The 25,313-nt window shown below is 44.1% G+C and carries 20 protein-coding genes; 6 read left to right on the forward strand and 14 right to left on the reverse strand.

The features are described 5' to 3' along the window. Positions 1-32 precede the first annotated feature (32 nt). The 7 genes from mvk to HXT32_RS05395 form a co-directional block, all read right to left on the reverse strand. Positions 33-1,289, reverse strand: a complete 1,257-nt coding sequence (gene mvk, locus HXT32_RS05365) for a mevalonate kinase (RefSeq protein WP_174182668.1) — start codon at positions 1,287-1,289, stop codon at positions 33-35. A 295-nt stretch (positions 1,290-1,584) separates the two neighbouring features. After that, positions 1,585-2,031, reverse strand: coding sequence for a 50S ribosomal protein L9 (rplI, locus tag HXT32_RS05370; RefSeq protein ID WP_004110231.1), 447 nt, complete (start codon positions 2,029-2,031; stop codon positions 1,585-1,587). Between the two features lie 16 nt (positions 2,032-2,047). Then, the gene (rpsR, locus tag HXT32_RS05375; RefSeq protein WP_004105399.1) at positions 2,048-2,296 is read right to left on the reverse strand and encodes a 30S ribosomal protein S18; all 249 of its coding nucleotides are present in this window, start codon (positions 2,294-2,296) and stop codon (positions 2,048-2,050) included. Positions 2,297-2,431: 135 nt separating this feature from the next. Further along, the gene (locus HXT32_RS05380; protein ID WP_119504582.1) at positions 2,432-3,013 is read right to left on the reverse strand and encodes a single-stranded DNA-binding protein; all 582 of its coding nucleotides are present in this window, start codon (positions 3,011-3,013) and stop codon (positions 2,432-2,434) included. Between the two features lie 150 nt (positions 3,014-3,163). Beyond that, positions 3,164-3,460 (reverse strand): 30S ribosomal protein S6, encoded by a 297-nt coding sequence (rpsF, locus tag HXT32_RS05385; RefSeq protein WP_004574062.1) that lies wholly within the window; start codon positions 3,458-3,460, stop codon positions 3,164-3,166. 412 nt (positions 3,461-3,872) lie between these two features. Next, positions 3,873-4,499 (reverse strand): peptidase, encoded by a 627-nt coding sequence (locus HXT32_RS05390; protein WP_422119859.1) that lies wholly within the window; start codon positions 4,497-4,499, stop codon positions 3,873-3,875. Positions 4,500-5,028: 529 nt separating this feature from the next. Next, entirely contained in the window at positions 5,029-5,886 is an 858-nt protein-coding gene (locus HXT32_RS05395; RefSeq protein WP_064621441.1) for a DeoR/GlpR family DNA-binding transcription regulator, read from the reverse strand. A gap of 203 nt (positions 5,887-6,089) precedes the next feature. Here HXT32_RS05395 and HXT32_RS05400 point away from each other — a divergent pair, with 203 nt between their 5' ends. Continuing rightward, entirely contained in the window at positions 6,090-7,244 is a 1,155-nt protein-coding gene (locus HXT32_RS05400; protein ID WP_103013805.1) for a quinone-dependent dihydroorotate dehydrogenase, read from the forward strand. 143 nt (positions 7,245-7,387) lie between these two features. Here HXT32_RS05400 and HXT32_RS05405 read toward each other — a convergent pair whose 3' ends face one another. From HXT32_RS05405 to HXT32_RS05425, 5 genes are all read right to left on the reverse strand, one after another. After that, a complete protein-coding gene (locus HXT32_RS05405; protein WP_421777231.1) occupies positions 7,388-9,709 on the reverse strand; it encodes a transglycosylase domain-containing protein in 2,322 nt (773 codons plus the stop codon). A gap of 58 nt (positions 9,710-9,767) precedes the next feature. Continuing rightward, positions 9,768-10,478, reverse strand: a complete 711-nt coding sequence (locus tag HXT32_RS05410) for a Crp/Fnr family transcriptional regulator (protein ID WP_004110206.1) — start codon at positions 10,476-10,478, stop codon at positions 9,768-9,770. A 169-nt stretch (positions 10,479-10,647) separates the two neighbouring features. Next, entirely contained in the window at positions 10,648-13,128 is a 2,481-nt protein-coding gene (locus tag HXT32_RS05415) for a S9 family peptidase (protein ID WP_422118942.1), read from the reverse strand. A gap of 90 nt (positions 13,129-13,218) precedes the next feature. Then, positions 13,219-14,703 (reverse strand): App1 family protein, encoded by a 1,485-nt coding sequence (locus HXT32_RS05420; protein ID WP_415692895.1) that lies wholly within the window; start codon positions 14,701-14,703, stop codon positions 13,219-13,221. After that, positions 14,700-16,517: a L,D-transpeptidase gene (locus tag HXT32_RS05425; RefSeq protein ID WP_116431919.1), complete on the reverse strand. Its 1,818-nt coding sequence runs from the start codon at positions 16,515-16,517 to the stop codon at positions 14,700-14,702. Before HXT32_RS05425 ends, HXT32_RS05420 begins: the two co-directional genes overlap by 4 nt. A 381-nt stretch (positions 16,518-16,898) precedes the next feature. On the opposite strand from HXT32_RS05425, the gene HXT32_RS05430 reads away from it, so the two are divergent. The 4 genes from HXT32_RS05430 to rpiA all read left to right on the forward strand — a co-directional run bounded on the left by HXT32_RS05430 (position 16,899) and on the right by rpiA (position 22,148). Beyond that, positions 16,899-18,026: a diacylglycerol/lipid kinase family protein gene (locus HXT32_RS05430; RefSeq protein WP_102703356.1), complete on the forward strand. Its 1,128-nt coding sequence runs from the start codon at positions 16,899-16,901 to the stop codon at positions 18,024-18,026. A gap of 30 nt (positions 18,027-18,056) precedes the next feature. Next, positions 18,057-19,730 (forward strand): phosphoglucomutase (alpha-D-glucose-1,6-bisphosphate-dependent), encoded by a 1,674-nt coding sequence (pgm, locus tag HXT32_RS05435; protein WP_004574076.1) that lies wholly within the window; start codon positions 18,057-18,059, stop codon positions 19,728-19,730. Between the two features lie 35 nt (positions 19,731-19,765). Then, complete coding sequence (locus HXT32_RS05440; RefSeq protein WP_004110200.1) at positions 19,766-20,851, forward strand: ribonuclease H family protein; 1,086 nt, start codon at positions 19,766-19,768, stop codon at positions 20,849-20,851. A gap of 598 nt (positions 20,852-21,449) precedes the next feature. Next, the gene (rpiA, locus tag HXT32_RS05445; protein ID WP_415692894.1) at positions 21,450-22,148 is read left to right on the forward strand and encodes a ribose-5-phosphate isomerase RpiA; all 699 of its coding nucleotides are present in this window, start codon (positions 21,450-21,452) and stop codon (positions 22,146-22,148) included. A 704-nt stretch (positions 22,149-22,852) separates the two neighbouring features. Here the strand turns inward: rpiA and HXT32_RS05450 are convergent. Both HXT32_RS05450 and HXT32_RS05455 read right to left on the reverse strand, forming a co-directional pair. Continuing rightward, positions 22,853-22,942: a 30S ribosomal protein bS22 gene (locus tag HXT32_RS05450; RefSeq protein WP_004268639.1), complete on the reverse strand. Its 90-nt coding sequence runs from the start codon at positions 22,940-22,942 to the stop codon at positions 22,853-22,855. Positions 22,943-23,046: 104 nt separating this feature from the next. Further along, entirely contained in the window at positions 23,047-23,703 is a 657-nt protein-coding gene (locus HXT32_RS05455) for a hypothetical protein (protein ID WP_004109607.1), read from the reverse strand. A gap of 107 nt (positions 23,704-23,810) precedes the next feature. On the opposite strand from HXT32_RS05455, the gene radA reads away from it, so the two are divergent. Beyond that, a complete protein-coding gene (gene radA, locus HXT32_RS05460) occupies positions 23,811-25,298 on the forward strand; it encodes a DNA repair protein RadA (RefSeq protein WP_174182672.1) in 1,488 nt (495 codons plus the stop codon). Positions 25,299-25,313: the final 15 nt, after the last annotated feature.

Consider the following 25,313-nt stretch of genomic DNA (forward strand, 5'->3'; position numbering starts at 1 on the left):
AGTTTATGCTACATTTCAAGTAAAAATAAGATTCAATTTATTGCAGAATCACCTATATTCACAATCCACGTATCGCAAGCTCCTGCATTTTTAAAAGCTTCACTCACTCGCTTAGCAGCATCCTCACTATCAGCCAGCGCAATGACACATCCTCCACCACCTCCGCCAGTAAGTTTTGCACCCAACGCGCCATGTTTGCAAGCAGCATCTACCAAAGTGTCAAGTTTCGCAGTACTTACGCCCAAATCCGCCAAAATACGGTGTGCGAAAGTCATTTGCTTACCCATATTTTCAATACGACCAAACGCCAAATCATCTTCTGCAACAGCCGCAATCTCCCCCAATTTATTGAGCTGCGCTCCAACTTCAACAGGATTCGATTCTAAACGAGAACGCAAAGCTTCAACTGTTTCGCGAGTCATTCCTTTGCATCCAGAATCCGCCAAAACAAGCCACGCACGCATGTTAATTTCCATGCGATCAAAACAGCCACGACTAAAACGCACAGGCCAGGAAGCAGCGGTTGCAGTGGCATCCAAGCCTGAAGAACGTCCGTGAGCCACGCACTCAGCAGTCTGCGTCAACTTAAAAATCTCATCATCGCTAGCTGAAACGCCATAATAGTCAAGAATCGCACGAATTATAGCACCAGCAGCAGCCGCAGACGAGCCAAGACCTCGTTCTGCTGGAAAATCAGACTCGGTAAAAATGTGCAAATTCTCACCGCTCCACCCTGCAAACTCTAGCGACGCGCGAATTGCTGTTCGTATGCTATTAAAGCGCGTAGGAATTTCGGAAAGTTTGCCAGTAAAGTCAAGGCACGAAAGAGTTATATGTGAATCGAGATTCGTCGTAGATGCTAAAGATTCGCGTGATGCAGATGCTAAAGATTCGCGTGATGCAGATGCTAAAGATTCACACGAAGCAGAAGATAAAGATTTACACGATACAGGTACTAAAGATTCATTGCAATTAGTTACGACAGCGCGCATACGCAAGTTTTTAAGCGGCAAAGCTATTGCAGAATGACCATAAACCACGGAATGTTCGCCAAAAAGAATAACCTTCGCGCAAGTTTCGCCGTATCCTTTGTGATTGCTGTATTTTATTGCGTTTTCAAGATTTGCGCTTACGGAAGGTACGCTTGCAAGATTTTCGTTTTCAAGATTTGCGCTTACGGAATTTTTACAAGCATACTCTTCGTCATTGCGAATAGCAGATATGCTGGCATCTTGCGCTTTTGCGTTCATACTAAGCTCGTCGGCCAGTTCATATTTGCTTTCCAGCACAGTTTGCATCTCCTTTATGATTTCGCAATTTTCCAACTGTTCTAATTTAGTCGAGTAGAACTTAAAAAACTACGTTACGCACGTGACACTTACAACACATTCACATTTTCAAAATATTGCAGCATAAAAAAACTCTGCGCAGCATCGCAATGAGAAAACTCAATACAACGCAAACGCAGAGCTAATGCTTAAGTTCAATCCACATGTATTACAAGCAGAAAACCACTAAAAGCAAAAACCACTAAAAGCAAGAATCTGCTCGCTGCAACATGTTTTGTAAAATTCACAAAGCTACTTACTCAGCCACAACCTTAACAGTGAAGGAAGCGGTGATTTCCGGATGCAACGTTACTGTTGCTGGGAACTCACCAGTGGTCTTAATAGTAGCAACCTTAATTGCGCGAGCCTCAACTTGAGCCTTGGAAGCCAAAGCGGCAGCAATCTTCTCGGCAGAAATGCCACCGAAAAGCTTGCCGGATTCGGAAACCTTAGCAGAAAGCTCCACAACGGTGCCTTCAATCTGAGCCTTAGCTGCAACTGCCTCTTCACGAGTGGCAACAGCCTTGGCAAGACGAGCGCGACGCATTGCTTCAATCTGGGAAGCAGCACCCTTGTTCCATGCAAAAGCAAGACCCTGAGGAATCAGGTAGTTGCGAGCATAGCCAGCCTTAACTTCAACAACGTCACCAGAGTGACCGAGGTTGGCAACAGTCTTGGTAAGAATAACCTTGGTTTCAGCCATATTCCTATCCTCTCAATCAGCGACCGGTAGTGGCGTAAGGAAGCAAAGCCATTTCGCGAGCATTCTTCACTGCCTTCGCGATCTTGCGCTGTTCCTGCACGGTTACGCCGGTGATACGACGGGAACGAATCTTGCCGCGGTCAGAAACGAACTTGCGCAGCAAAGCAACGTCTTTATAATCAATTTCAGTAATCTTGGCAGCCTTCAAAGGATTTGGCTTCTTCTTGAAAGGCTTGACCGGTGGTTGCGGCCTTTTGCGTGACATAAGATGTCCTCTCTCAAATCCGTTATGCTTTTTGCATAACATGTAACTGATGATGTATTTATAAGGATTAAGTAAGCGCGTAAATAAGTGCATAAATAAACAAATAAATACGCTATCTATAGCTCAACTAAAACGCTAGAACTCGGGTTCTTCAGAATCGCCGCCAAAATCAGAATTGGCACCGAAAGTTGAAAAACTATCGTTTGTTGGCGCAGCAGCACTCCACGGATCAGCCGCTGAAGAACTTGCAGCATGCTGAGAAGCAGCCTGGCTAGCAGCATAATTTGCTCCGCCAGCATAACCTGCGCCAGCAGCATTTGATGCGCGCGAGCCACCAGCAAAACCTGTTGAAGAGCTTTGGCGGTTAACTTGCGCAGTTGCATAACGCAAAGATGGACCAATTTCGTCAACCGTAAGTTCAACAACTGTGCGATTCGAGCCGTCTTGCGCTTGATACGAACGCTGCGACAACCTGCCTTGAGCAATCACGCGCGTGCCTTTAGAAAGGCTGTTTGCACAATGTTCTGCCAAGTCTCTCCACGCTGAGCAACGCATAAATAACGCAGGCCCATCCTCGAACTGATTCGTATTACGATTAAACGTTCTAGGTGTGGATGCAATGGTAAAGCTCGCAACAGAAGCACCGTTGGAAAGTGCCCTTAATTCAGGATCCGAAGTGAGATTTCCCACGACGGTAATAATCGTTTCACCTGCCATATCGTGCCTTTTCTTTCTCGCTTTACTCGTAATCACATATCAGTGATTACTGGCAATTTTGTGCGCAACTTATGCGCGGTTGTTTACGTATTTATTTAGCTTAACTAGTTTTTATTTAATTCACTAGAGCTTACTTAGTTTTGCTAGTTTTTACTTAGCGTCCTTGCGAAGAATCTTCGTGCGGATTACAGATTCATTAAGGTTCAAAACACGGTCAAGTTCGTCACTTACAGATGGCTCGGCAGTGTAGTTCACCACAACGTAGTTACCTTCGGTTTTGCCTTCAATTTCGTAGGCAAACTTGCGGCGACCCCAGTAATCGGTGCCGTCAACGGAACCGCCCTCGTTGGTGACAAGCTCAAGATACTGCTCGGTCAACTTCTTAAGACCGTGCTCATCCAGCTCAGGATTTGCAATGAACATCAGTTCATACTTATGTGCAGACATCACCCACCTCCTTCGGACTATCGGCTGTGGACCTTCCACAGCAGGAGTGTGTTTGCAAAATATGCGCGATATGTTTGATGATAAGCACCAAAACCGCACACAACTTTGCTATTTTACAGCACGCTCATGACGACGAGAGTTACGCGCTTAAACGATGGTGTCAGGCGGCAGAAACTTTACAGCAGCGTAAAGAAAAAGCCGCGAAACCAGCAAATAACGACAGAAACTTTACAGTTGCGTAAAAAGAGGACGAAGACGTGAACACGAGCGTGCAGAGCACAAAATTGTCATAAAAAAACTTAGTCTAGCGCACCTTTCAGCACACTAGACTAAGTAATTCACAGAAAAACCGACTCAACAATCAACCAATAAGCTAAAGCCCAAATGATTCATCACTGAATCAGATTTCAGCTTAGTGACGGATCTTGCAAAGAGCAGCACCCATACCAGCAAGCACAGAAGCAGCAACAGCAGCCAAAGCTACAGCAGCACCGGTCTTAGCCAATGGAGCAGCCTTCTTAGCTTCAGACTTCTTATCAGACTTCTTGTCGTTAGCCTTGTCATCAACCTTCTGACCATGACGCTTGAGGTAGTCAGCGACAGCCTTGCACTCGAGAGAATCCTTACCGTAAAGCTTCACACACTTTGCGTAATCCATGTCCTTATTGCCAAATGGAGAATGCTCATACTTATCATTCTCGTCTTCAGCCTTAGCCTTAGCTTCCTTATCAGCCTTCTCCTTAGCCAAACGAGCATCAAGCTCTCCAGCGTCTTCAGTCTTATAGAATGACTTATTATAAGTAGGTTCAGCAGGAGCAGCAGGAGCAGCAGGAGCTGCAGGAGCTGCAGGAGCAGCAGGAGCAGCAGGAGCAGCAGGAGCAGCAGGAGCAGCAGGAGCAGCAGGAGCAGCAGGAGCAGCAGGAGCTGCAGGAGCAGCAGGAGCAGCAGGAGCCTCAGCCATTGCTGGGACAGCAAAAGCGAAACCAGAGAGGAGGGTGGCGCCAGCAGCGAATGCGGCGATAGCCTTCTTATTCAACATAATATTTTCCTTTCTTCTTCTCCTTCGCACTAGGGTATGCGAAGAAAAATTTGCCATTTGCGGTTTCCCGCTCGTACCAGTGAACTAGGGATTCAACCGGTAACTGAGTTAAAACTTACCGCAAGCTCTCAGAAAACTCAACACTAAAATTCAGGTTTCTCAGCATCAAAAATACAAAAAATCTTGATAAATATTCGTTATATTCATTAAAAAGCAGAAATATTTACGGCATTTTTCTGTATTTTTTGATAAAAATTACACGACACGCCATATACTGGATTTTTTTAACATTTTTTCAGCTTTCTTTAAGGTTTGAGTTTTGTGATTTCTCTAACAGCCTTATAAAACAACAAAAACGCAATATTTAACCATCGGCACGCTTTATTTAAACATAGCAAAATTTGTTTAAACATCGGCACACTTGAAACCAAACCAAACAGCAAGAACAAAATGCCCGAGTAAATAACTCACTCGGGCATTAAAATCATCAGCGCGCAAAATCAAACTTTGCAAAAATACTTGCAAAATACTAATCAAGCAAATCGTCAGAATCTTCAGAATTCGCTAAATCGTCACCATTAGATGCATCAAGAACATCTCGCTCGTCAATAACAGGTGCCAAAACCAAATCCTTTACAAGCTCACGCGTGCGAAGCTGAGAATCAGCATCCAAACCATCGTCGGTAATAACAGTATCAACCTGATCAAAACGAGCAAATAGCGAAAGCGACGTACAACTCCATTTAGTATGATCCGTCAAAATAATCGTGCGATCCGCAATATCCATTAACGCCATATCAGTAGCAGCTTCCAAAGAATTTGGCATAAGGAATCCGCGAGGAAGAGACACAGAATGCGTGCCAAGAAAAACGGTATTCACACGAAGAGAAGCAACAACTTTATCTGCAATAGGCCCAACAAGCGAATTGGAACGCGTAATCACGCCGCCGGTAACAATAACCTCGACATCCTTCGACTCTAAAGCTTGCACAAGCTCCGCAACAGGAATCGAATTAGTCAAAATCGTAATGCCAGAAGCCCTGCGAGACTCGAGCAAATGCTGCGCAAACACATAAGCAGTGGTACCGCCGCCAATAGCAATCACATCCCCAGGAGAAACATAGTCCACAGCCAAACGCGCAATCGCATCCTTCAAACCAATGTCCATTTGCGACTTTACAGAAAACAGCGGCTCCGAAAGCAGAGTATTAGTCGTTACAGCACCGCCGTGAACGCGCTTTAAAAGCCCACGATCCGAAAGCTCTGCGATATCCCTGCGAACCGTCATAGCAGAAACGTTCAGTTCTTTAGAAAGCGCAGTAATGCGAACAGCACCGCGCGTACGGAGACGACTTAAAATCAAATGTTGACGCTGTGAAGAAATCATACGAACATTATCGCACACGTAAACGCAAAAAACAAACGTAATTGAGCGTTTCAGGGCATTAAAACGAAAAGAACGCACATTTTGTTGTCAAGTAAAGCAGGTTTTGTGAAAAATCGCACAAAAACGAACGCGTACTAAGGAAGAAAACGCACAAAATACACTAAGGAATGGCGTATATAACAATAATGCCCTACTATATAAATATGTATTACGTTTCTGAACACTCATTACACAATGTCGTCAATAAAACAACGACAGACCTTTTTACATTCTCATACAAACACATTATTAAACCGCATTTCGTTTTTAACATTCCTCCAGACGAAGCGCATGATCGCATGATTAATTTTTGCAAATTTAGCGAGCGCACTCCTGGGTTAATGTGGCTTCTTCGCGAAATGCTTAACTACACAGACCCGGTGCTAGAAACTAACGTTATGGGTGTGAATTTTGCAAACCCGTTTGGCTTAAGTGCAGGACTAGATAAAAATTGCCAAATGGCAACCGTGCTAGACAACGCCGGCTTTGGATTTGAAACAGTTGGCTCTACCACAAGCCGACCATGCGAAGGAAATCAAAAACCTTGGTATCATCGCCTTCCAGAATATGACTCTATTCTTGTACACGCAGGACTAGCAAACGATGGCAGCGAAGCCGTTGTTGCACGAGCCGAGAAAGCTTGGACGCACGCAACATCTATGAATATGTCTATTTCTATTGCGCGCACAAACGACGACTTAGTTGGCGACTTGGAAGAAGGAATTGAAGACTACCATATTTCTATGGAACGTGCAGCCGGAAAAAGCTCAATAATTGAAGTAAATATTTCATGCCCGAACACGCGTGTGGGTGAACCATTTAGTCAGCCGGAAGCACTTGACAAATTATTCACTGATCTTGACACTATTAAGCGACCTCAGCCAACGTTAGTTAAGATGCCGCTTAATTTACACGGCGGTTGGGAACAGTTCAAATCTCTGCTTGACGTACTTGCCGAACATAAAGTTGACGGAGTAAGTATTGCAAACTTGCAAAAGAATCGCGCAGGACTTGATGTTCCGGAAGATTGGCAAGGAGCACTTTCTGGAGGTCCTACCTACAGCGCAAGCAACGATCTTATTCGACGCACGCGCAAAGCTTTTGGTGAACGTTTTGCTATTGCAGGCATTGGCGGAGTATTTACGCCAAAGCAAGCATATGAGAAGATTCGCTCAGGCGCTGACTTGGTTATGTTTATTACGTCACTTATGTACAGAGGACCGCAACAAATTACGACGCTGAAACGCGGACTTGCGGATCTTTTGAAGCGCGACGGCTTTGAGCATGTTGCAGACGCAGTTGGTGCGGATTTGAACTAGCACAGTGCGTATTTGCGCTAAAAATGACCCTTACTTTGCTCACAATCAAGTAGCATAAGTAAGGGTTTATTTGTATAAGGAACAGCACAAAACAACTTAGTATTTAGTAAGTTAACTAGCAATTACGAGTTAACAAATACCATTTAGTAATTATCAGTTTCTGAATCACCATAGTCGTCGCGGCGAGCAGTGCCGTACTGATCTTGCGTGTTCTTTTGCGTCTTAGCTTCTTCCTGCTGTTCTTGTGCTGCCTGCTTTCTGGCGTCTTCATCTCGCTTCTGCTGATCAGTTTTAACAGTATTTTTAGGCGTGCCGGGCAGAGTTCCACCGGCAGTATACTTTGGATCAGGCTTGCCATAATCGTTGTCAACAGGAATGTTAGCAGCTTTCAAATAGTCGTTCATAAACTGTTTCCACGCTGGGGTTGCAATATACATACCGTACCAAGCTGCCATTGTGCGACCGTTAATAGTCATGCCATTAAAGCTTTTCTGTGATTCAGCGTTACCAACTGCCACAAACGAAGCAACTTGATACGGCACAAAACCAGCTGTAGTCATGTAGTACTGCTCGTTAGTACCAGTTTTTGCGAAAGTCTTGCGACCGCCATCAAGTTGTGTAGTTGAAGCCTCGCCACCAGGTTGCACAACACCCTGATTCAGCGCATAAGCAGCAGTTTGAGCGATTCCCTTTGGAATTGCTTGATGGCAATGCGCACTAGGAACTTTCAAACGCTTACCGTTTTTGTCAACAACTCGCTTAATAGCAATAGGATCACATGCCACGCCATCAGCACCAATAGTTGCATACACATTCGCCACAGTTAAAGGCGAAGCTTGCACAGAACCAATCGTCATAGGCGGATTAAGCGAGTTAGCAGAATACACGCTTTCCTGACCAAGAGGCGAATTGTGGTAGCCAAGTATGCGAGCAGCATCCGCGATTGAACACAGCTTAATTTGCTGAGCCATAGAAGCCTGAGTGGTGTTATGCGAGCGCACAAGACCTTGCAAAGGAGTTTCCGGATTAGTTGTGCCACCACCAGAGTTTTGAACTGACCAACTACCAACTCCGCGGAATTTGCTGCAATTAAAATCAGCATTATTATAAAGCATAGAAGTGCGAAGAGGCTGATTAATTGACTTTCCAGCAAGCATCCACGCAACCATATTAATTGGCTTCCAAGTAGAACCAATTTGCCAACCGAGACCGCCACCATCTCGTTCATCGACAGCGTAGTTCAAAGCCGTATGCGTAGGATCTGATTTTGCAGCATCCGTAGCATCATAAATACGATTGCTACCAAACGCCAAAACTTCACCAGTTCCAGGCTTAATTGCCGCAATTGAAACCTCAAAACCGCTCTTATCATTTACAGGAATCGTATCCCTAGCAGCTTTCATAGCAGCCTTACTAGCACGCAAATCCATAGTTGTGTAAATATCAAGACCACCCTCAGTAAGCAACTTCTCGCGCATGGCAGCAGTTTTACCAAACTCGCGAGAGTGCAAAATTTTCTTCGTCACATAATCGCAGAAGAATGCTGCGTCGCCTGCAGCTTGACATCCAATTTTAGAAACTTCCCTCTGTATGTTAAGAGTGCTTTTAAGAGGAATAGCAACAGCGGAATCATGCTCGCTCTTAGTAATAAAACCTTGACGAAGCATTAAATCAAGTACAATATTGCGCTGCTTTTGCGCTTCAGGCTGATTTGTTTCAATAGAAGGATCATAACGCGAAGGATTCTTTGTAATTGCAGCAATAGTTGCTGATTGCACAAGATTAAGTTTTGCAGCGCTCGTATTGAAGTAGCGATGAGCTGCAGTTTCTACGCCGTAAATATTATTGCTACCGAACTGCGCAATATTTAAATATCCCTGCAAAATCTCAAGTTTAGAGTATTTTTTCTCCATTTGAATTGCAATAAGCATTTCGCGTAATTTACGTGCAATAGTGCCTTCAGAAGCGTGATACTCAGCTAAAGAATCGTTATTTTCGCGAGCCTTAATCATAAGCACATTTTTTACATATTGCTGAGTTAGGGAAGAGCCACCTTGCATATCTCCCTTTTTAACGAATGTTTGCACGAATGCGCGAATAACACCTTGCATATCTACGCCGGAATGCTCAAAGAATCGACGGTCTTCACGAGCAACCATTGCTCGCTGCATATATTGCGATATGCGTCGAAGCGGCACTACAGTGCGATTTTGAGCATAAAAAGTTGCAATAATAGTTTTGCCATCAGAAGCGTAAAGTCGCGATTTTTGCGGCAACGCGGTAACATCAAAATCGATGCCGTCAACGCGAAGTGAAGGCACTACTGTTTTCACTACACTATTCACGCTCATTACGCCAGGAACAAACATAATACTTGCTGCAATACCTCCTGCAACACACAAAGTGATGTAGGTAAGGAACAGCGCTAACACACGGCGAACAGTCAGTGAATTCTTTTTCGGCATGCGTACTATTTTAAAGGTTTGCCTCTACTTGAAAACTAGCATCATAAACATTCGCATTTTAACGTTCAGCTCGACGAATAAGCATGCCAGGCTTATAGATAATAATTGACCTGCCTTGGCGCATAATCCAACCCCTGTTTGCAAAATCCATAAGCGCTTTGTTAACTGTTTCGCGTGACGAGCCAACAAGTTGCGCAAGCTCTTCTTGCGTTAAATCATGCGGCACAAGCAAGCCATCGCTCATAGGCTCACCAAATCTTGAAGCTAAATTCAGCAAAGTCTTTGCTAAACGAGCAGGAACATCCATAAAAACTAAATCGGAAATTCGCTCATTATTTGCTCGCATGCGCGCTGCAAGCACTTGAAGCATATCTACTGCAACACTAGGGTGATTGTTTAACCAATGGAATAACACGTCATTTTCTAGCCATAAAACTCTAGTATTGTTGGTAATAGATATTGCTGAAGCTGTACGAGGACCGCCGCTAGGGTCAAAAACGGGAATTTCGCCTAGAATTTCGCCAGGAGTGTGAATACTTAACAATTGCACACGATTGTCGTTTGAATGACGAACTAATTTTACTCTTCCACGCTCAAGCAAGTACATTCGATGGTCAGTATCGCCTTCATTAAAAATTGCAGAACCTTTTTTAAATGTTGATTCTTGTAAATACTGCATCAATTCTTTTACTTGATCAGCTGGAACTTGCTTAAACAATGCGGTATGTTGCAGTGAAAATTCATCGCTGTCAACGTTGAGTGTTGCCATTGCTGCTCTACCCCTTCATTAAGCAATAAGTAGATATCTCCATTGAACTACCTGTATGTAAATGAGCGCAAACGCAAGCGAAAAACGCACATCACTTGACCCATGATATCACGAAAGGCGTGGAAACGACATTTACTTTACAACGCAGTAAAGTTTCTGCCGCTTCCAACTAACTGTTTATACCCATAACATGCAGGCACCATGCGTTTTCATAAGCTAACTCCTGCCATTGCCTGTACCTGCCAGAAGTGCCACCGTGACCACCGTCAGTTTCAATACGAGCAATTGCGTCAACTCCAGAAGCTTGCAATTTAGCGAGCCATTTTAAAGGTTCCGTAACAAGCACGCGCGTGTCGTGAATAGAGGACGTGATTAAGATTTTCGGAAAATCAGCTAACTTTTTGCGACCATCTTCCATTTTTACGCAAGGCACATTTTCGTAAGGAGTATACGATTTCATATAAGCATAAGCTTCAGGATCATCGAGTGGATTGCCCCACTCATCCCACTCTGTTACAGTAAGCGGCAAAGAAGAGTCGAGCATAGACGTAAGGGCATCTACAAAAGGCACGTCTGCTTCAATTCCTGCATAACATTCCGGAGCCATATTTGCTATAGCACCCATAAGCAAGCCTCCTGCTGAACCACCGTTTGCAACAGTATGACAAGCGGAAGCAAAACCAGCATTTTGCAAAGCACGCGTGGCATCAGCAAAATCTTCAAAAGTATGCTTTTTATTGACGCGCCTACCCTGTTCATACCACGCACGACCCATTTCGCCGCCGCCTCGCACATGCACTTGCGCATATAACACGCCGCGATCCAGCAAACTCAAGCGACCGACAGAAAAAGTAGGGTCTGAACTAACTTCATACGCTCCATAACCAGTAATAAACATTGAGTCAGTTTGAGAAATTTTATCCGGACGCCACACAAGAGACACTGGCACACGCTCACCATCTCGAGCAGTAATCCAAACGCGCTTTTCAGCATAATTGCGCTCATTAAATTCACCTAAAATTTTACCTTGCTTGAGCAACACATCTTCGCCTGTTAAAGGATCCAACTCGCGAAGTTGACCTAAAGTCGCATAACTACCAAAAGCGTAACGCATACGCGGAGCTTCGTACGAAGGATTTCCAGTCATAGAAATACTCAATAGGCGATTATTGTTGATTTCTTCTTGTGAAATATTTGCGAGCGCAGCACGTGATTCGGCTTGCGCTTGATCCACAAGTTGAGAAGAAAGTTGATCCGTAAATTGATTCGCAAGCTGGGAAGAAAGCGGTCGCACTTCGCAAAAACGCCACGGTTTTGCTTGCAAAAAATCTTCAACAGCGCGCTTCTTGCTCATTACAGCCAAATGCGGCAAACCTTGAGAACGATAAGCTAGTGCCACATAATTTTTGTACATTGACAATCCGCTTATGCCCAATCCAACTGCATTTTGCAATATTTCAGGATTTTGAGGCGAATTATAAGGCTTTGTAATAGGCTCACTTCCAGCACCTTGTTGCCAAGCATCTCCCTGCTCGCAACCATAAGGAGAACCCGACGCAACACATACTCCATCCGAAAGCTTATACGTTATATGCTCATCAAACTTGCCGGAATTTCCTCTCATATCAATAATGTCAATTTCAAAATTAGGATTTTTAGCGTTATGGCACACAATCGCAATTGGAATATCTTCACCATTTTCGCCAGCATTCTCAAAGCAAGCGAAAGAAATATCGTATTCCACCCCCTCAACCGGCTCAATAACCATACGGAATTCGCCTTCAGGATTGCTCAAAGGAAGCATAAGCACGCGCGACGTAGTCTTTGAACTACTGCTGATCATCATGTATCGTTCGTCAAAACTTTCATACACGTCAACAAAAAATCGCTCGTCAGTTTCTTCAAAAACTTTTACATCATTAGAAACGCTAGTGCCAACCTTATGCCTCCAAACTTGATAAGGACGCCAAGCATCATCAAGCTTTACATAAAACACCCATTTTCCATCTGGAGAAAGTGAAGCAGAAGCAAGATTTTCCCACGATTCTTCTAACTGCAACCAAGAACATGTTTTTGTAGAAAAGTCACGAATAAAATAGTTAAAGCGTTCATCGCCTTGAGTGTCGACACCGTACAGCATTCTCAAACCATCGGTGCTCAAATCCATTCCACCGACTCTAAAGAACTTGCCACCAGAGTGCTCAGACTCAAAGTTTGCATCAAATAAAATCTCTTCACCATCAGTTGTGCCAGGTTTTGCAGAATTGTCGATAATTGGCGGATTCCAATCGTCACTATTTTTGACTTTCATACGGCATTGCACAGCGTATTGTTTGCCTTTTTCAGTACGCACGTAATACCAATAATTATTCATGCGCACAGGAACAGACATGTCTGTTTCTTGAACTCTTGAACGCAACTCGTCAAACAATGTAGAACGCAAGTTTTCTAAGTGCTTTACACGCTGTTCAGTATAAGCGTTTTGACTATTGACGTATTCCATAAGCTTAGGATTATTGCGATCTTTCATCCAAGCATATTCGTCTATATAAGTGTCGCCATGGAATTCACGTGCCGACGGTATGCGTTCTGCTGCTTTTGGCTTTGCGAAATCTTGATTACTCATAGCTACACCTCTTTTAATTTTCATTAAGTATTTTCTTCAGCTTTTATATATTAGTAACGAAATATTTTCTGCAATTCTTTAATATTACAAAATTATTTTACAATTATTTTTATACTATTTCGCGATTGCTTCCTCTATAAACGGAAGCATTACTTTAGCTAAATCTTTGCCTTGAGGAGCTGCAAAAAATGGCACGCCTTGCAAAGTACCAACAGCACCTTCTGCTTCAATTATGCGCATTTGAGCATCATCAAAATCATCAATATCACCAGAAAACTCGTTAGCATTATGTAATTTTTCGATCGCCATAGTAGGAATTTCTTGTGCATCTTCACACGTAGTATCAAGAGCATCCGAAAAAACATATGCACGCTTAGACGCACTTAAAGCAACCGCAAAATCACGAGATAATTTACGACGAAAATCCTCAACAGTAGCATGCTTACGCAATTGCCTAATACCTACTGCAAGCACACGACCTGGATGCTTACGAATAATATTCGCATACGTTAAAGGATCCTTTTGACCATCATCGCCAATAAGCACAAAACGCATACCCGGAAAATCATCCATAAGCTGAGTTGCAAATTCTAATTTATGCTGCGGTCCGTTTGGGATAAAAGTTTTAGGACGTGGATCCAAATCACGAAGAAGAAGAGGACCCTCAGGAAACTTTTCGCGATCAATAAAGTGACGAATTGAAGCCTCAACATTCCACGGAGAAGTAGAAAGATAGAAAAATGGAATATCGTCACGTAAACGCTCTAAAGACTGGAAAAACTCAGACATTCCAGTAACTGGCGAACGATGAGCAGGATTCATAATAAGCAAATTATAAGCAGCACGAATTGGCGAAGGCGCTTGAGTTACCATAATAGTGTCGTCAACGTCCGAAATAACACCAACAGGAACATTTGCGTCAATAGCAAACAAGCTCGCTTTTACAGGCTCACGATCACTAACAGAATACGAAACAACGTGACGACCAGGCTCTAAAGCGCGCTCAGTAATTAAATCTAAATACCCTGCACGGTCAGAAATACAATACTCTGCACTACCATCGCGCGAACCTTCAGGCTTATCGTATATTTCAGAATCGCCAATTTGAGCTGTTTCTACAGGAATACCGTCAATAGACAAAGCCACGCGCACACGCACAGCAGGAACAACAAGCATCGCGTAAATTCCGCGTTTTAGAGCAGAATGATGACCAAGCTTTGGAGCATACACAGTTCTGCAAATCAAGCGAGCATATCTATGCGTTCCATACCCAATATATGGCTCAACACTTGGAAACCAGCCAAGACGACGAGCAACACGACCAGCAAGACGCATCCACATGCCGACAATAGACGTAACGAGCCTGCGACCAAAACGCACAAGCAATGGCTTATTGTCAATACACTCAGCTTTAGACGGAGTGTCAAACAATGTTGCAGTAACATGCACAGGAATTGGCGCGCTGCTAATTCGTCTAGACGCAGCTAACTTCGGAGTAGATTGTGGACTTTGCACACACTCAAGATTAGAACGCGCAGAAAGCAAAAGTTCTTCGGCGCGTTCATCTTTGTTAAGTGAGTTACCCACAGATTCGCTCATTCGCGTACCGGACCATCTGGAGTCGTGCCAACAATTTGTACAATAGTGCCACGTGGGCAATTTTCAAAAATCCAGCGAGCATCCTGCTCATACATGTTTATGCAACCATGAGAGCCGTGATTTGCAGCATCGCCAGTTGCAATACCCTTATAATTCCAAGAAGCAGTGTGGAAGCCTTCTCCACCATGGTAATAGCTAACCCAACGCACTCCAGGAGAGAAGTAAGGAGAGCCATCGCCGTTCCTACCGCGCATATCTTGTGAAGCATAACGCAAGTAAATAAAGAATGTGCCGGAAGCTGAATCATCAGCACCGCGCTTACCTGTGCAAACAGGGAATGTTTTTACAAGTTCATCATTCTTATAAACAGAAGCCGTTTGAGTTGTTTTGTCAACAACAATGCGCATTTCAACAAGCTTCTTTTCAACGGTAAACTTAGTGATTTTCGCAGGAACAGCCATCTTGAAATCATTGCCATTGCGCAAAGATTCTACAGCCTTTTTCGCAACACTATTGGAATAGTTAATTTCAACACCATTAGAACCTTTAAGCGTTGTGAAAATAAACCTACCTTCTTTATCAATTGCATCTTCTTGATTAATTTTTTGCTGATTAAGTTCTTTTGGAAGAACTTGAGACAAATAATAATCTGCTTTATCTGCATCAATTGTGTAAGAAAGCTTACGGCGAGTCGTATCTGCTTTTATACTGATCCAAGACGCAATCGCTTCTTTTGGAACCGTAAAATCTTTACCGTCACCGTTATTAAACGTGATTTTTTTCTCAAGAAGTTTATTTAAATCATTTACAAGTTTCTGCGCTGCATCAAGCTTAATAGGAGCGTCAGTGCGTCGAGATGTAACAGAAACTTTTACTGTTTTACCAGGGTAAGCAATTAACTTTTTTACTGCTTCACGAACAGACATAGTTTCTATAGTGCGACCAGGTATGCCATCCTCTACCTTGTAAGATTCAGAATCCTTGTCGAAAACTGCACTATAAGGTACAGCACGATCCTTCTCACGAATAAACTTATGCAATAAGTACGAATCCAAAGCAGAATCATCACGTACAGCTTTCAAGCTCACAGTTTGATGAACCCAAGGCATAATACGAGTAAATAAATTATCTCGCTTAGCATTCATAATAGCTTTTACAGTTGCGTTCTTATCAATCTTGACACCAAGCTGACTCAAATCTGCATCAATACTATTTCCTTGATCGTCACTAATTTCTAATTCGCTATGATCCACAGCATTCTGAACAGTCTTGCTTACAGAATCTTCCTGATAGCCAGTGAGATTGCGCGTAATAGAAGCATCACCAAAATCAACACCTGGAGCAACTCGATTGTTGAAATACAAATGAAGTGCAAAAAATGCTGCTGCTAACAAAATAACAAAAATAAGAAGCGAATACATCAACGCCATTGCGGAACGATTCGTACGATGTTTCTTTGCTTTCGGCTCTACTACTCTAAATGAATCGGTTGCAGTTGAATCGGCAGGAGTTGCATTTGCATACATGCCATAAGATGCAGCATTATTACCAAACACATTCTTCTTATTACCGGCAATATCTTCAACGATATCGTCAACAATGTCTCCAGAAGTATCTTCTTCATCGGCGACTTCGTCTAAATTATCAGCAAGAGTTCCCTCATAATTAACAGAATTATCAGCTATTTGATCTTCTACATGACTTTGAGGAACCTGCATAAAAGCAACAGTATCGTCACTAGCATCATCAGGCATATTACTAGGTGTAATATTGAGGGATTCATCTCCCTCAAAATTTTGCTGTAATTCAGCCATATTCAAAACCTCTGCTCAATAGTTGTATGCGACAGATACGCTTGCACAGTTTACCACTAGCGACGCACGAAATTAGTATTAGCGAAGCAGGAGAGCATAACTGGTTACATAACTAGCTATATAACTAACTAAATATTTAGTACAGAATTAATGCGAATAATACACGTGAAAAACGAGCAAAGAACAAGCAAAAGCAGCAAAATGCACAATTAACTAGCAACTAGCCGACACCTGATGAGTAACTAATAAACATCTAATACAAGCAATAAACGGTATTTATAAAAACAATACATACTATACAAATGTGTAAAAAACGTAAATATTCGCAATATGCCGCAAAATTTAGTATTGTAGAAAAAATAATGTGCAAGAATAGGAGGTATGCCAACTATGCCTATTCAAGCGACTATTGCTCTTATGATGATTGTATTCGCGCTTGTACTCGCTCCATTCGTCATCATGATTGTTTCGCGCGCTTTAAAACGTCATCATTTGGCAGAAAAACTTGCTCAACGACATGGCGACTCAGTGCATTACGCATTCATACTTAATCCTTCAAAACCACAAGCGAAATCGTATCGCGAAAGTATTAAAAATTATTGCAAAGAACGCAATTTAACCTACGAAATTATTGATACACAGTTAGATAAAGATGGACGCGAATGCGCTTTAGAAGCACTTTCAAACGGAGCTAACGTAGTAGTAGCAGTAGGCGGAGATGGCACGGTTCGTACTGTTGCGAGCGCAGTAAGCGGTAAAGGTCACGCGATGGGAATTATTCCTATTGGAACTGGCAATCTTTTTGCTAGAAATATGGGAATTCCAGTAAACGACGTGGATGCTGCGTTGCGTGTTGCAACTTCTCACGGCTCTAGGCAGGTTGACGTTGGGCGCGTAACGATTCTCGACAATCCAGAAGAAGATCATGGACACGCATTCTTAATTATTGCAGGCATTGGTTTTGACGCGTTAATGATTGACGACACTGATCCAAACTTAAAAAAGAATATTAGTTGGCTTGCTTATTTTGTCTCTGGCGTAAAGCATTTGTTTATGCCAAAATATCGCGCAACCGTTACCTTACAGCGTTCGAATGGCGACGAAAGCGTGCTAAAAGGATTGACTTTCCGCACACTTATGGCTGGAAATTGCGGTCAGATTCCTATGTTTTCGCTTATGCCAGAAGCAGCATATGACGATGGTGTGCTTGATTTTGAGATTATTGACACTTCGGGCGGTTTAATTGGTTGGGCTAATTTGTTCCGAGGAGTAATACACCAAACGCTAACAGGGCGCGCGCTCCAGCAGGATTCGCTTTCTGCAGGCTCAAGAATTGACCAAACGCAAGGTTTTAGCGCAGAAGTGCAATTAGAAAAAGCGGCGCCAGTGCAGGTGGACGGCGACATTTTGGGTTACACAAAACATTTGCGATTCACTGTTGACAAACAAGCACTGTGCGTGCGCGTGCCGGCAAGCGTAAAAACTAGCGTTGCTTCAGAAAAAATATAAAATACAAGCGCCGTGGCAAAATAAAAAATTATGGTAGCAAAAAATGCGGGAATGCCCGCCACCCCAGAAGATCTAGTCGACGTCGACGCTTTGGTTGGCGCTTACTATGATGAAGTTCCAAATTCCAACATTCCAGAACAGCGCGTGATTTTCGGCACGTCCGGTCACCGTGGTTCTGCTTTAAAAACTTCGTTTAACGAAGCTCATATTGTGGCAATTACACAAGCTATTGCTGAATATCGCAAAAAAGCTGGCGTAACTGGCCCTCTTTATATTGGTCGCGATACGCATGCTCTTTCTGAGCCTGCTCAAAAGACCGCTATTGAGGTTTTGGTTGCTAACGGAGTTCACGTTCGCGTGGATTCTCGCGGCGATTTCGTGCCAACTCCTGTTGTATCCCAAGCTATTTTGACGCATAATCGCGCAGCCGACGGCACTCAGCGTTTTAGCGGCGACGGCTTGGCTGACGGCATTGTCGTCACTCCTTCGCACAACCCACCAACCGACGGCGGTTTTAAGTACGATCCTGTAACAGGCGGTCCTGCCCCTGCAGAAGTAACTAACGCAATTGCAGCTCGAGCAAATGAATTGCTCGACAACTACAAGTCTGTAAAGCGCGTACCTTTCGAGGAAGCAATCAAGTCTGATTTGGTTGAAGGATTCGATTACCGCGAACACTACGTTAGCGATTTGGCAAACGTAATCGACTTCGACGTGATTCGTTCCAGCGGCGTGCGTTTGGGAATTGACCCACTCGGCGGCGCAAGCGTAAACTACTGGCCACTTATGAACGAAAAGTATGGCCTGAACATTGGCGTTGTGCGTCCAGAAGTTGACCCAACTTGGAGATTCATGACTATTGACCACGATGGCAAGATTCGTATGGATCCAAGCTCCCCTTACGCAATGAAGGGCTTAGTTGATCAGCTTAACGCTGGCGCTTGGGATAAGTACGATTTGGTTGGCGGCACCGATCCAGATGCTGACCGTCACGGTATTGTGTGCCCGAACTGGGGCGTTATGAACCCGAACCATTACATCGCGGTGTGCGTGGAGTACTTGTTCGGCGGCGCTCGCCCGGATTGGCCAAAGAATACTGCTATCGGCAAGACGCTTGTGTCTTCTTCCTTGATCGACCGCGTAGCTGCTTCTATTAACGCAAAGCTTGTGGAAGTTCCAGTTGGATTCAAGTGGTTCGTTGACCCACTCTTTAGCGGCGAAGTTGCTTTCGGCGGCGAGGAAAGCTCCGGCATGAGCTTCTTGCGCAAAGATGGTCGCGTGTGGACCACCGATAAGGATGGCTTGATTCCTGATTTACTCGCTGCGGAAATTACTGCAAAGACTGGCAAGAACCCAGCTCAGCTTCACCAGGATCAGGTAGCTCGTTTTGGCGAAAGCTGGTATAAGCGCGTCGATACCCCAACAACACTTGAGCAAAAGCAGAAGTTTGCAGCTTTGAGCGGCGACGACGTTGAAGCAACCAAGCTTGCTGGTGAGGATATTACCGCAAAGCTTACGGAAGCTCCTGGAAACGGCGCAAAGATTGGTGGCTTGAAGGTGACGACTAAGAACAACTGGTTCGCTGCTCGCCCATCTGGTACCGAGAATATTTACAAGGTTTACGCAGAATCCTTCGTTTCTCCAGAAGCACTTGACAAGGTGCTTGAGGAAGCTACTGCTGTAGTCGACAAGGCTTTAGCGTAACGTAATAATCTTGCGTAAATAAAGAAATCTACTAATTGCGCTGGTTGCAATCTGCAGTCGGCGCATTTTTGAAAGGTTTTGTCATGATTGTTGTTTCAACAGACGGTTCCGCGCTCGGAAACCCGAATGGTTCAATGGGTTGGGCGTGGGCAGATCACATTGACGAGTCTGGTAGCTCTAACGAACATCATCACACAGGCAATGCAGATGCTGGAGGCGCAACTAATGGCACAAATCAAATTGGCGAATTATGCGCGGTTTTGGAAGCTTTACGAGCACATCCTGGAAGAGAGCCGCTCACAATCGAAAGTGATTCACAATACGCTATTAACTGCGCAACTACGTGGATTCACGGATGGAAAAAGAACGGTTGGAAAAACTCTAAAAATGAACCTGTTAAAAATGCCGAGCTGATTCGAGCAATCGACGCGGAAATTACTAAGCGCGAAGGCGCCGTAAAATTCGTGTGGGTTAAGGGTCACGCAGGAAACGAAGGAAACGAAAAAGTTGATACATTAGCGCGCGGATATGCGGAAGATTGCCGAAATGGTTTGAAGGACGGATACTTGCCTTTAGAAGGCTGGAAGTCGCTTCTTGCTTCTGAATATGCAAAAGGTACGAATGTGCCAAGTGATGCGAAAATGCTTTTAGACGGCAAAATTTCTCATGCAAAATACCATCTTGAACGCACAGTTGGCGAAGATATTAATCCTGATTTTTCTGCACAAAATAGTAAAAACACTAGTGATCTAACTGAATCTGCAAATGAATCAGCGCGCGAACAAGCGCGTGAAACAAAGCGTGAAACGTTAGAAAATAGCGAAAAAGATGCACTATCAATAGAAAATAAACAAAATGTACACCAGCAAGATGCACACCAGCAAGACGCTATAACTATTGTTCAAGAAGTTCCAAAAACAAAGCAAAATGTTACGCAAACTGCATCTAAACCAGTTCAAGGATTAAGTGTTTCTGGCGTGCTGCAATTTACTCCACCACCAAACACAAGCCCAAGTTTTAACGGCGAGGCGCGCTTTATTTCCGGCACAATCAACGTAAACGGCTACGTAGAACCAGACGGCACCTTGCATTTATCTCCAACCGCCTTCTACCTTTCATAGCTATTTTTTGCAATTCGTTTAGTGTGGTGTTTGGCTGGCGGATTTCTGAAGTGGCTGTGTGAGATAGGAATTACTTGTCTCGCAGCGCTCCGCTCTTATACCTTATTTGAGCTTAGCGGTTGCATAGTTAAGTTTAGTTTTTTACTTACTTTTTCTGCAAAAATAGTATTCATCAACAAGATTATTACTATCGTTCCGCTTTTATATTGCTCGACCAAGCAATTCCTATCTCCCACTACTAATAAAACCGCTAGCGTTCTGTGGTGTGGTATGAGTGCCTGGTGTGGCACCATGCAGTAGCAATGACGCTAGTGTTCTCTAAGCAATAAATACTCAACGTCTGCAGAGCGCAACTGCAAAACTTCATGAACGTGCAAGCATCCAATCAGTGCAAAAAATCTCAAATCTCTACCACACGAATATCCCGTGAATGAATGAAGGCACAATTAAAATGCACATAGCCCTAAAAATCTGCACGCAGACTAATATGGAAATGTACGAAAATGAGGCACGCATAAAAACACAAAGCCTCTCCCGCAAATAGCGATGGAAGTTCATCGGCGAACTCGGGAATAACAAAAACAAGAAAGCAGGGATAATGGATAAAGCACAACAAGATGCGCTTAAAAAAGCAGCAGGCATTGAAGCCGCAAAGATTGTAAAGAATGGAATGATGGTTGGCCTTGGCACCGGCTCTACAGTGCGCTTCTTGGTTGACGAGCTTGGCCGCAGAGTTAAGGAAGAAGGCTTGAACTTCACAGGAGTCACCACTTCTCGTCGCACACAAGAGCAAGCAGAAGGCTACGGCATTAAGATTCTCGACATTAACGAAGTAGACCACATTGACGTTACAATCGATGGCTCCGACGAAGTCGATAAGAACTTCAACGGCATTAAAGGCGGCGGCGCAGCTCTTCTTTGGGAAAAGATTGTGGCTATTAACTCCGACCGCATTGTGTGGATTGTTGATGCAAGCAAGGTAGTCGACACGATTGGCAAGTTCCCACTTCCTGTTGAGGTGATTCCATTCGGCTCCGCGCAAGTGATTCGTAAGTTCGAAAAGCGCGGATATAAGCCAGTTTTGCGTCTTGATGTTGACGGCAAAGAAGTTCGCACCGACGAGAACAACTTCGTGGTTGATTTGCATATGGAGCGCATTGAGCATCCACAGGAGTTGGCGAAGGATTTGATTGAAACTGTTGGCGTTGTGGAACACGGCTTGTTCTTGAACATGGTTGACACCGTGATCGTCGGCGATCCTAACGGCCCTCGCACGCTTACCAACCCAAATAAGTAGCGAAACTAAGCGAAAAGTAGAGTCCGTAAACACGGGCTCTATTTTTTTATTACTGTTGCGCGAGTTTTTGTTTGGTGTGGCGCGAGTTTTGGGGGATTTCTCTCCTCGCATGCGCTACGACCTGCTTGAGCGCAGCATTGTGCGCGCGAAAGCAACTCGGAGCGTGAGCTTGCTCAAGTTGAAAGCACGGTGTGCTTTCAACGCAAGCTCAGTAGCGAGCGCACCTAGACCGCGCGAGCGTTCCTTCGGGCGCTTTATTCTTAAACGTTTTTTAACGATACGCTCGCGTTTTATTACGCTCGCTTGCGAAACTCGCGTTGGAAGTCCACTGGACTTCCAACTTAAGCGAGTTTCCGCATTGAAGTGCCTCCGCGCGCTACGCTTTAAGCGCTCCGGCAAGTCAATGCGCCCAGTCCTCTTTTAGTGCTCGTAGAGAAATCCCCCAAACTCTGCGTGTTTAATCGTTAATAACCGTGCCTTATCGCAGAGATTTTTCGATTTTTCTTCTTCGCTTGGCGAATCAGCAGCCTGCGGCTCTGACGTTCGCCGCGCTCAGTGCGAAAAATCTCAAATCTCTACCACACGAATATTTGCAAGACAATCCGCGAAATATATAAATAAATAAAAAGCGCCGGAAAACCGACGCTTCAAAAAAGTCTTACGTGCCTAAACGTTCAGACACGCATCAACGCATAGCAAGAAAATTACTTGCGCTGGTGACGAGTCTTACGCAGCAGTTTGCGGTGCTTCTTCTTGCTCATCCGCTTGCGGCGCTTCTTGATGACAGAACCCATCTGAAGCCTCCATTCCTATGTAAAGTGTGCAACTTGCCTAATGTTACACCGTTTTAACGACTTTGTGGAGTGATATTACAAAGAACATCATTTTTTACAACAATTTACATTGGGAATCTGTGATAAAAACGCTCTACTGCTTGCTTTGCGCCGTTCACTTCAAAAACAGCGGTATCGTTCTGCCACAATGCACTAGCCTGTGATTTATCATTTTCATCATTTCGCAACACATAGCTACCGGAAGTCTTGCCAGAAACTTGAATTTTTCCACTTGCGATATCAGAACCCTTAAGTCCATCAACTAACGCCTCATACTGTTTGTTTGCAGAATCGCGATTCGACCATTGAGCAACAGTTACAGACACTTCCCCATCTGGCTGACCAGTTGAGTACTTAACAGAATATTCCTCCAAAGGCGACGATTCAGTCCAAGTTGCACTAGGTATAGCGTCAACACGAGCGAAATCAAGTACGCTATCTGGCATAGCCTTAAGCAATGCCGTAGAAGATGCTGGCAAAGGTTTCGATGGTATAGAAGGCGTTTTAGGCATTACCATATGATTTTTGCTCGCAACGTTTTCGTGATTTAATGCCCAACCTGGCCACATAAATGCTGAAATTAGAGCCAAAACCACAATTACTGCAGCTGAAGTCAACACAACTAATAACTTGCTGTGTGATGAATTATTGACACTTGAGGAATTCATATTCAACGCACCCATCTTTGAAGCATTCATACTTGAAGCATTCGATTTCGACATACTTGCATTATGTCACATCGCGATGACGCTTTTAGTACGCAAAAGCGCTTTACAATCAAAAACAAATACAAAATATGATTGTCTAATAAAGCGTATAGCGTCGAGATATGGCTAGTAAATCTACTCTTCACTATTTATGCTCTGAATGCGGTTGGAGCGGCTCAAAATGGTACGGTCGCTGCCCTGAATGTGGCGAATGGGGCACAGTGAACGAGTTTAGAGAAGCGCGAGTTAGCGGATTATCTCGTACAACACGTACACCGCGCGCAACAACAGCATCGCGCACCTATTCACCAGATAGCATAACTACTTCTAATCGCAATATCGCACATTCAACTCTCGATTCAGCAACATCCGCGCAACCAATTAGCGAAATTCAAGCAGACGACGCAATGCGCATCCACACTGGTTTTAGCGAATTCGATCGCGTATTAGGCGGAGGACTTGTGCCAGGCTCCGTAACTCTTATAGCAGGAGAGCCAGGTATCGGAAAATCAACACTACTTCTAAAAACAGCAGCTTACGTATCTAAGCAATCAAAAGACAGCAACACTCCCCCTGTATTGTATATTTCCGGCGAGGAATCAGCAGCGCAAGTTAAATTGCGCGCGTCTAGAATTAACGCTGTAAACGATTATTTATTACTTGCAACAACAGGCGATCTTGACACTGTGCTGGATCTTATTGAAACGCATCACCCTACGCTTGCCATTGTCGATTCTGCGCAAACGATTTCCGCACAAGAAGTAGATGGTATTACAGGCGGTTCTACACAAGTTAGAGAAGTTGCGAGCGCACTTATCGACGTTGCTAAAGCTAACAATATTCCGATACTTTTAGTTGGGCACGTTACAAAAGATGGTTCAATAGCAGGACCGCGGACGCTTGAGCATTTAGTTGACACAGTATGTCAATTTGAAGGCGATACACAAACAGCGCTACGCATGCTAAGAGCCGTAAAGAATCGCTTTGGACCTACAGACGAAGTTGGCTGCTTCGATATGAGCGGTGAAGGAATTGAGGAAGTGCCAGATCCTTCCGGACTGTTTTTGTCTTCTACAGAAAACGATAATCAAGGTAAAAATGCGCAAGATGGCACAAACGACGGAACTTGCGTCACTTTTACACTTGAAGGACACAGAAGCCTGCCGATTGAAATACAAGCACTTGTAACGCAATCAGCCCTGCCCACTCCTCGCCGTGCAGTTTCTGGTGTTGATTCTAACCGTCTTGCAATGCTTACAGCAGTTTTGTATCGTCACGGACGCGTTAATTTGCTTGCAAAAGATTTGTACGTATCTACTATTGCAGGAGCGTTGGCAAAAGAGCCGTCTTGCGACTTAGCAATCGTAGCAGCTTTAGCTAGCGCTGCTGCCGGGAAAGCAGTAACTCCTAAAACTTGCGCAATTGGCGAAATGAGCTTAACTGGTCAAGTTCGCCCAGTGCCAAGAATAGAGCCGCGATTGCGCGAGGCTGCGCGAATAGGATATAAGCGCGCAATAGTTTGCCATATGCGGAAAAACGTTAATATTCCAGGATTAGAAATTATTGAAGTTAGCACAGTGCGAGAAGCGTTGAAAGCACTTGGGCTATAAGCTAAGCAAATGCCC

This window comes from Gardnerella sp. DNF00747, from assembly GCF_049262675.1.
Taxonomy (GTDB): Bacteria; Actinomycetota; Actinomycetes; order Actinomycetales; family Bifidobacteriaceae; genus Bifidobacterium; species Bifidobacterium swidsinskii.

Bases quoted from the DNA above. Each gene is read 5' to 3' on its own strand.
- rplI (WP_004110231.1), bottom strand. From the start codon at position 2,031: ATGGCTGAAACCAAGGTTATTCTTACCAAGACTGTTGCCAACCTCGGT.
- rpsR (WP_004105399.1), bottom strand. From the start codon at position 2,296: ATGTCACGCAAAAGGCCGCAACCACCGGTCAAGCCTTTCAAGAAGAAG.
- HXT32_RS05380 (WP_119504582.1), bottom strand. From the start codon at position 3,013: ATGGCAGGTGAAACGATTATTACCGTCGTGGGAAATCTCACTTCGGAT.
- rpsF (WP_004574062.1), bottom strand. From the start codon at position 3,460: ATGTCTGCACATAAGTATGAACTGATGTTCATTGCAAATCCTGAGCTG.
- HXT32_RS05390 (WP_422119859.1), bottom strand. From the start codon at position 4,499: ATGTTGAATAAGAAGGCTATCGCCGCATTCGCTGCTGGCGCCACCCTC.
- HXT32_RS05395 (WP_064621441.1), bottom strand. From the start codon at position 5,886: ATGATTTCTTCACAGCGTCAACATTTGATTTTAAGTCGTCTCCGTACG.
- HXT32_RS05400 (WP_103013805.1), top strand. From the start codon at position 6,090: ATGTATTACGTTTCTGAACACTCATTACACAATGTCGTCAATAAAACA.
- HXT32_RS05405 (WP_421777231.1), bottom strand. From the start codon at position 9,709: ATGCCGAAAAAGAATTCACTGACTGTTCGCCGTGTGTTAGCGCTGTTC.
- HXT32_RS05410 (WP_004110206.1), bottom strand. From the start codon at position 10,478: ATGGCAACACTCAACGTTGACAGCGATGAATTTTCACTGCAACATACC.
- HXT32_RS05415 (WP_422118942.1), bottom strand. From the start codon at position 13,128: ATGAAAATTAAAAGAGGTGTAGCTATGAGTAATCAAGATTTCGCAAAG.
- HXT32_RS05420 (WP_415692895.1), bottom strand. From the start codon at position 14,703: ATGAGCGAATCTGTGGGTAACTCACTTAACAAAGATGAACGCGCCGAA.
- HXT32_RS05425 (WP_116431919.1), bottom strand. From the start codon at position 16,517: ATGGCTGAATTACAGCAAAATTTTGAGGGAGATGAATCCCTCAATATT.
- HXT32_RS05430 (WP_102703356.1), top strand. From the start codon at position 16,899: ATGCCAACTATGCCTATTCAAGCGACTATTGCTCTTATGATGATTGTA.
- pgm (WP_004574076.1), top strand. From the start codon at position 18,057: ATGGTAGCAAAAAATGCGGGAATGCCCGCCACCCCAGAAGATCTAGTC.
- rpiA (WP_415692894.1), top strand. From the start codon at position 21,450: ATGGATAAAGCACAACAAGATGCGCTTAAAAAAGCAGCAGGCATTGAA.
- HXT32_RS05450 (WP_004268639.1), bottom strand. From the start codon at position 22,942: ATGGGTTCTGTCATCAAGAAGCGCCGCAAGCGGATGAGCAAGAAGAAG.
- HXT32_RS05455 (WP_004109607.1), bottom strand. From the start codon at position 23,703: ATGTCGAAATCGAATGCTTCAAGTATGAATGCTTCAAAGATGGGTGCG.
- radA (WP_174182672.1), top strand. From the start codon at position 23,811: ATGGCTAGTAAATCTACTCTTCACTATTTATGCTCTGAATGCGGTTGG.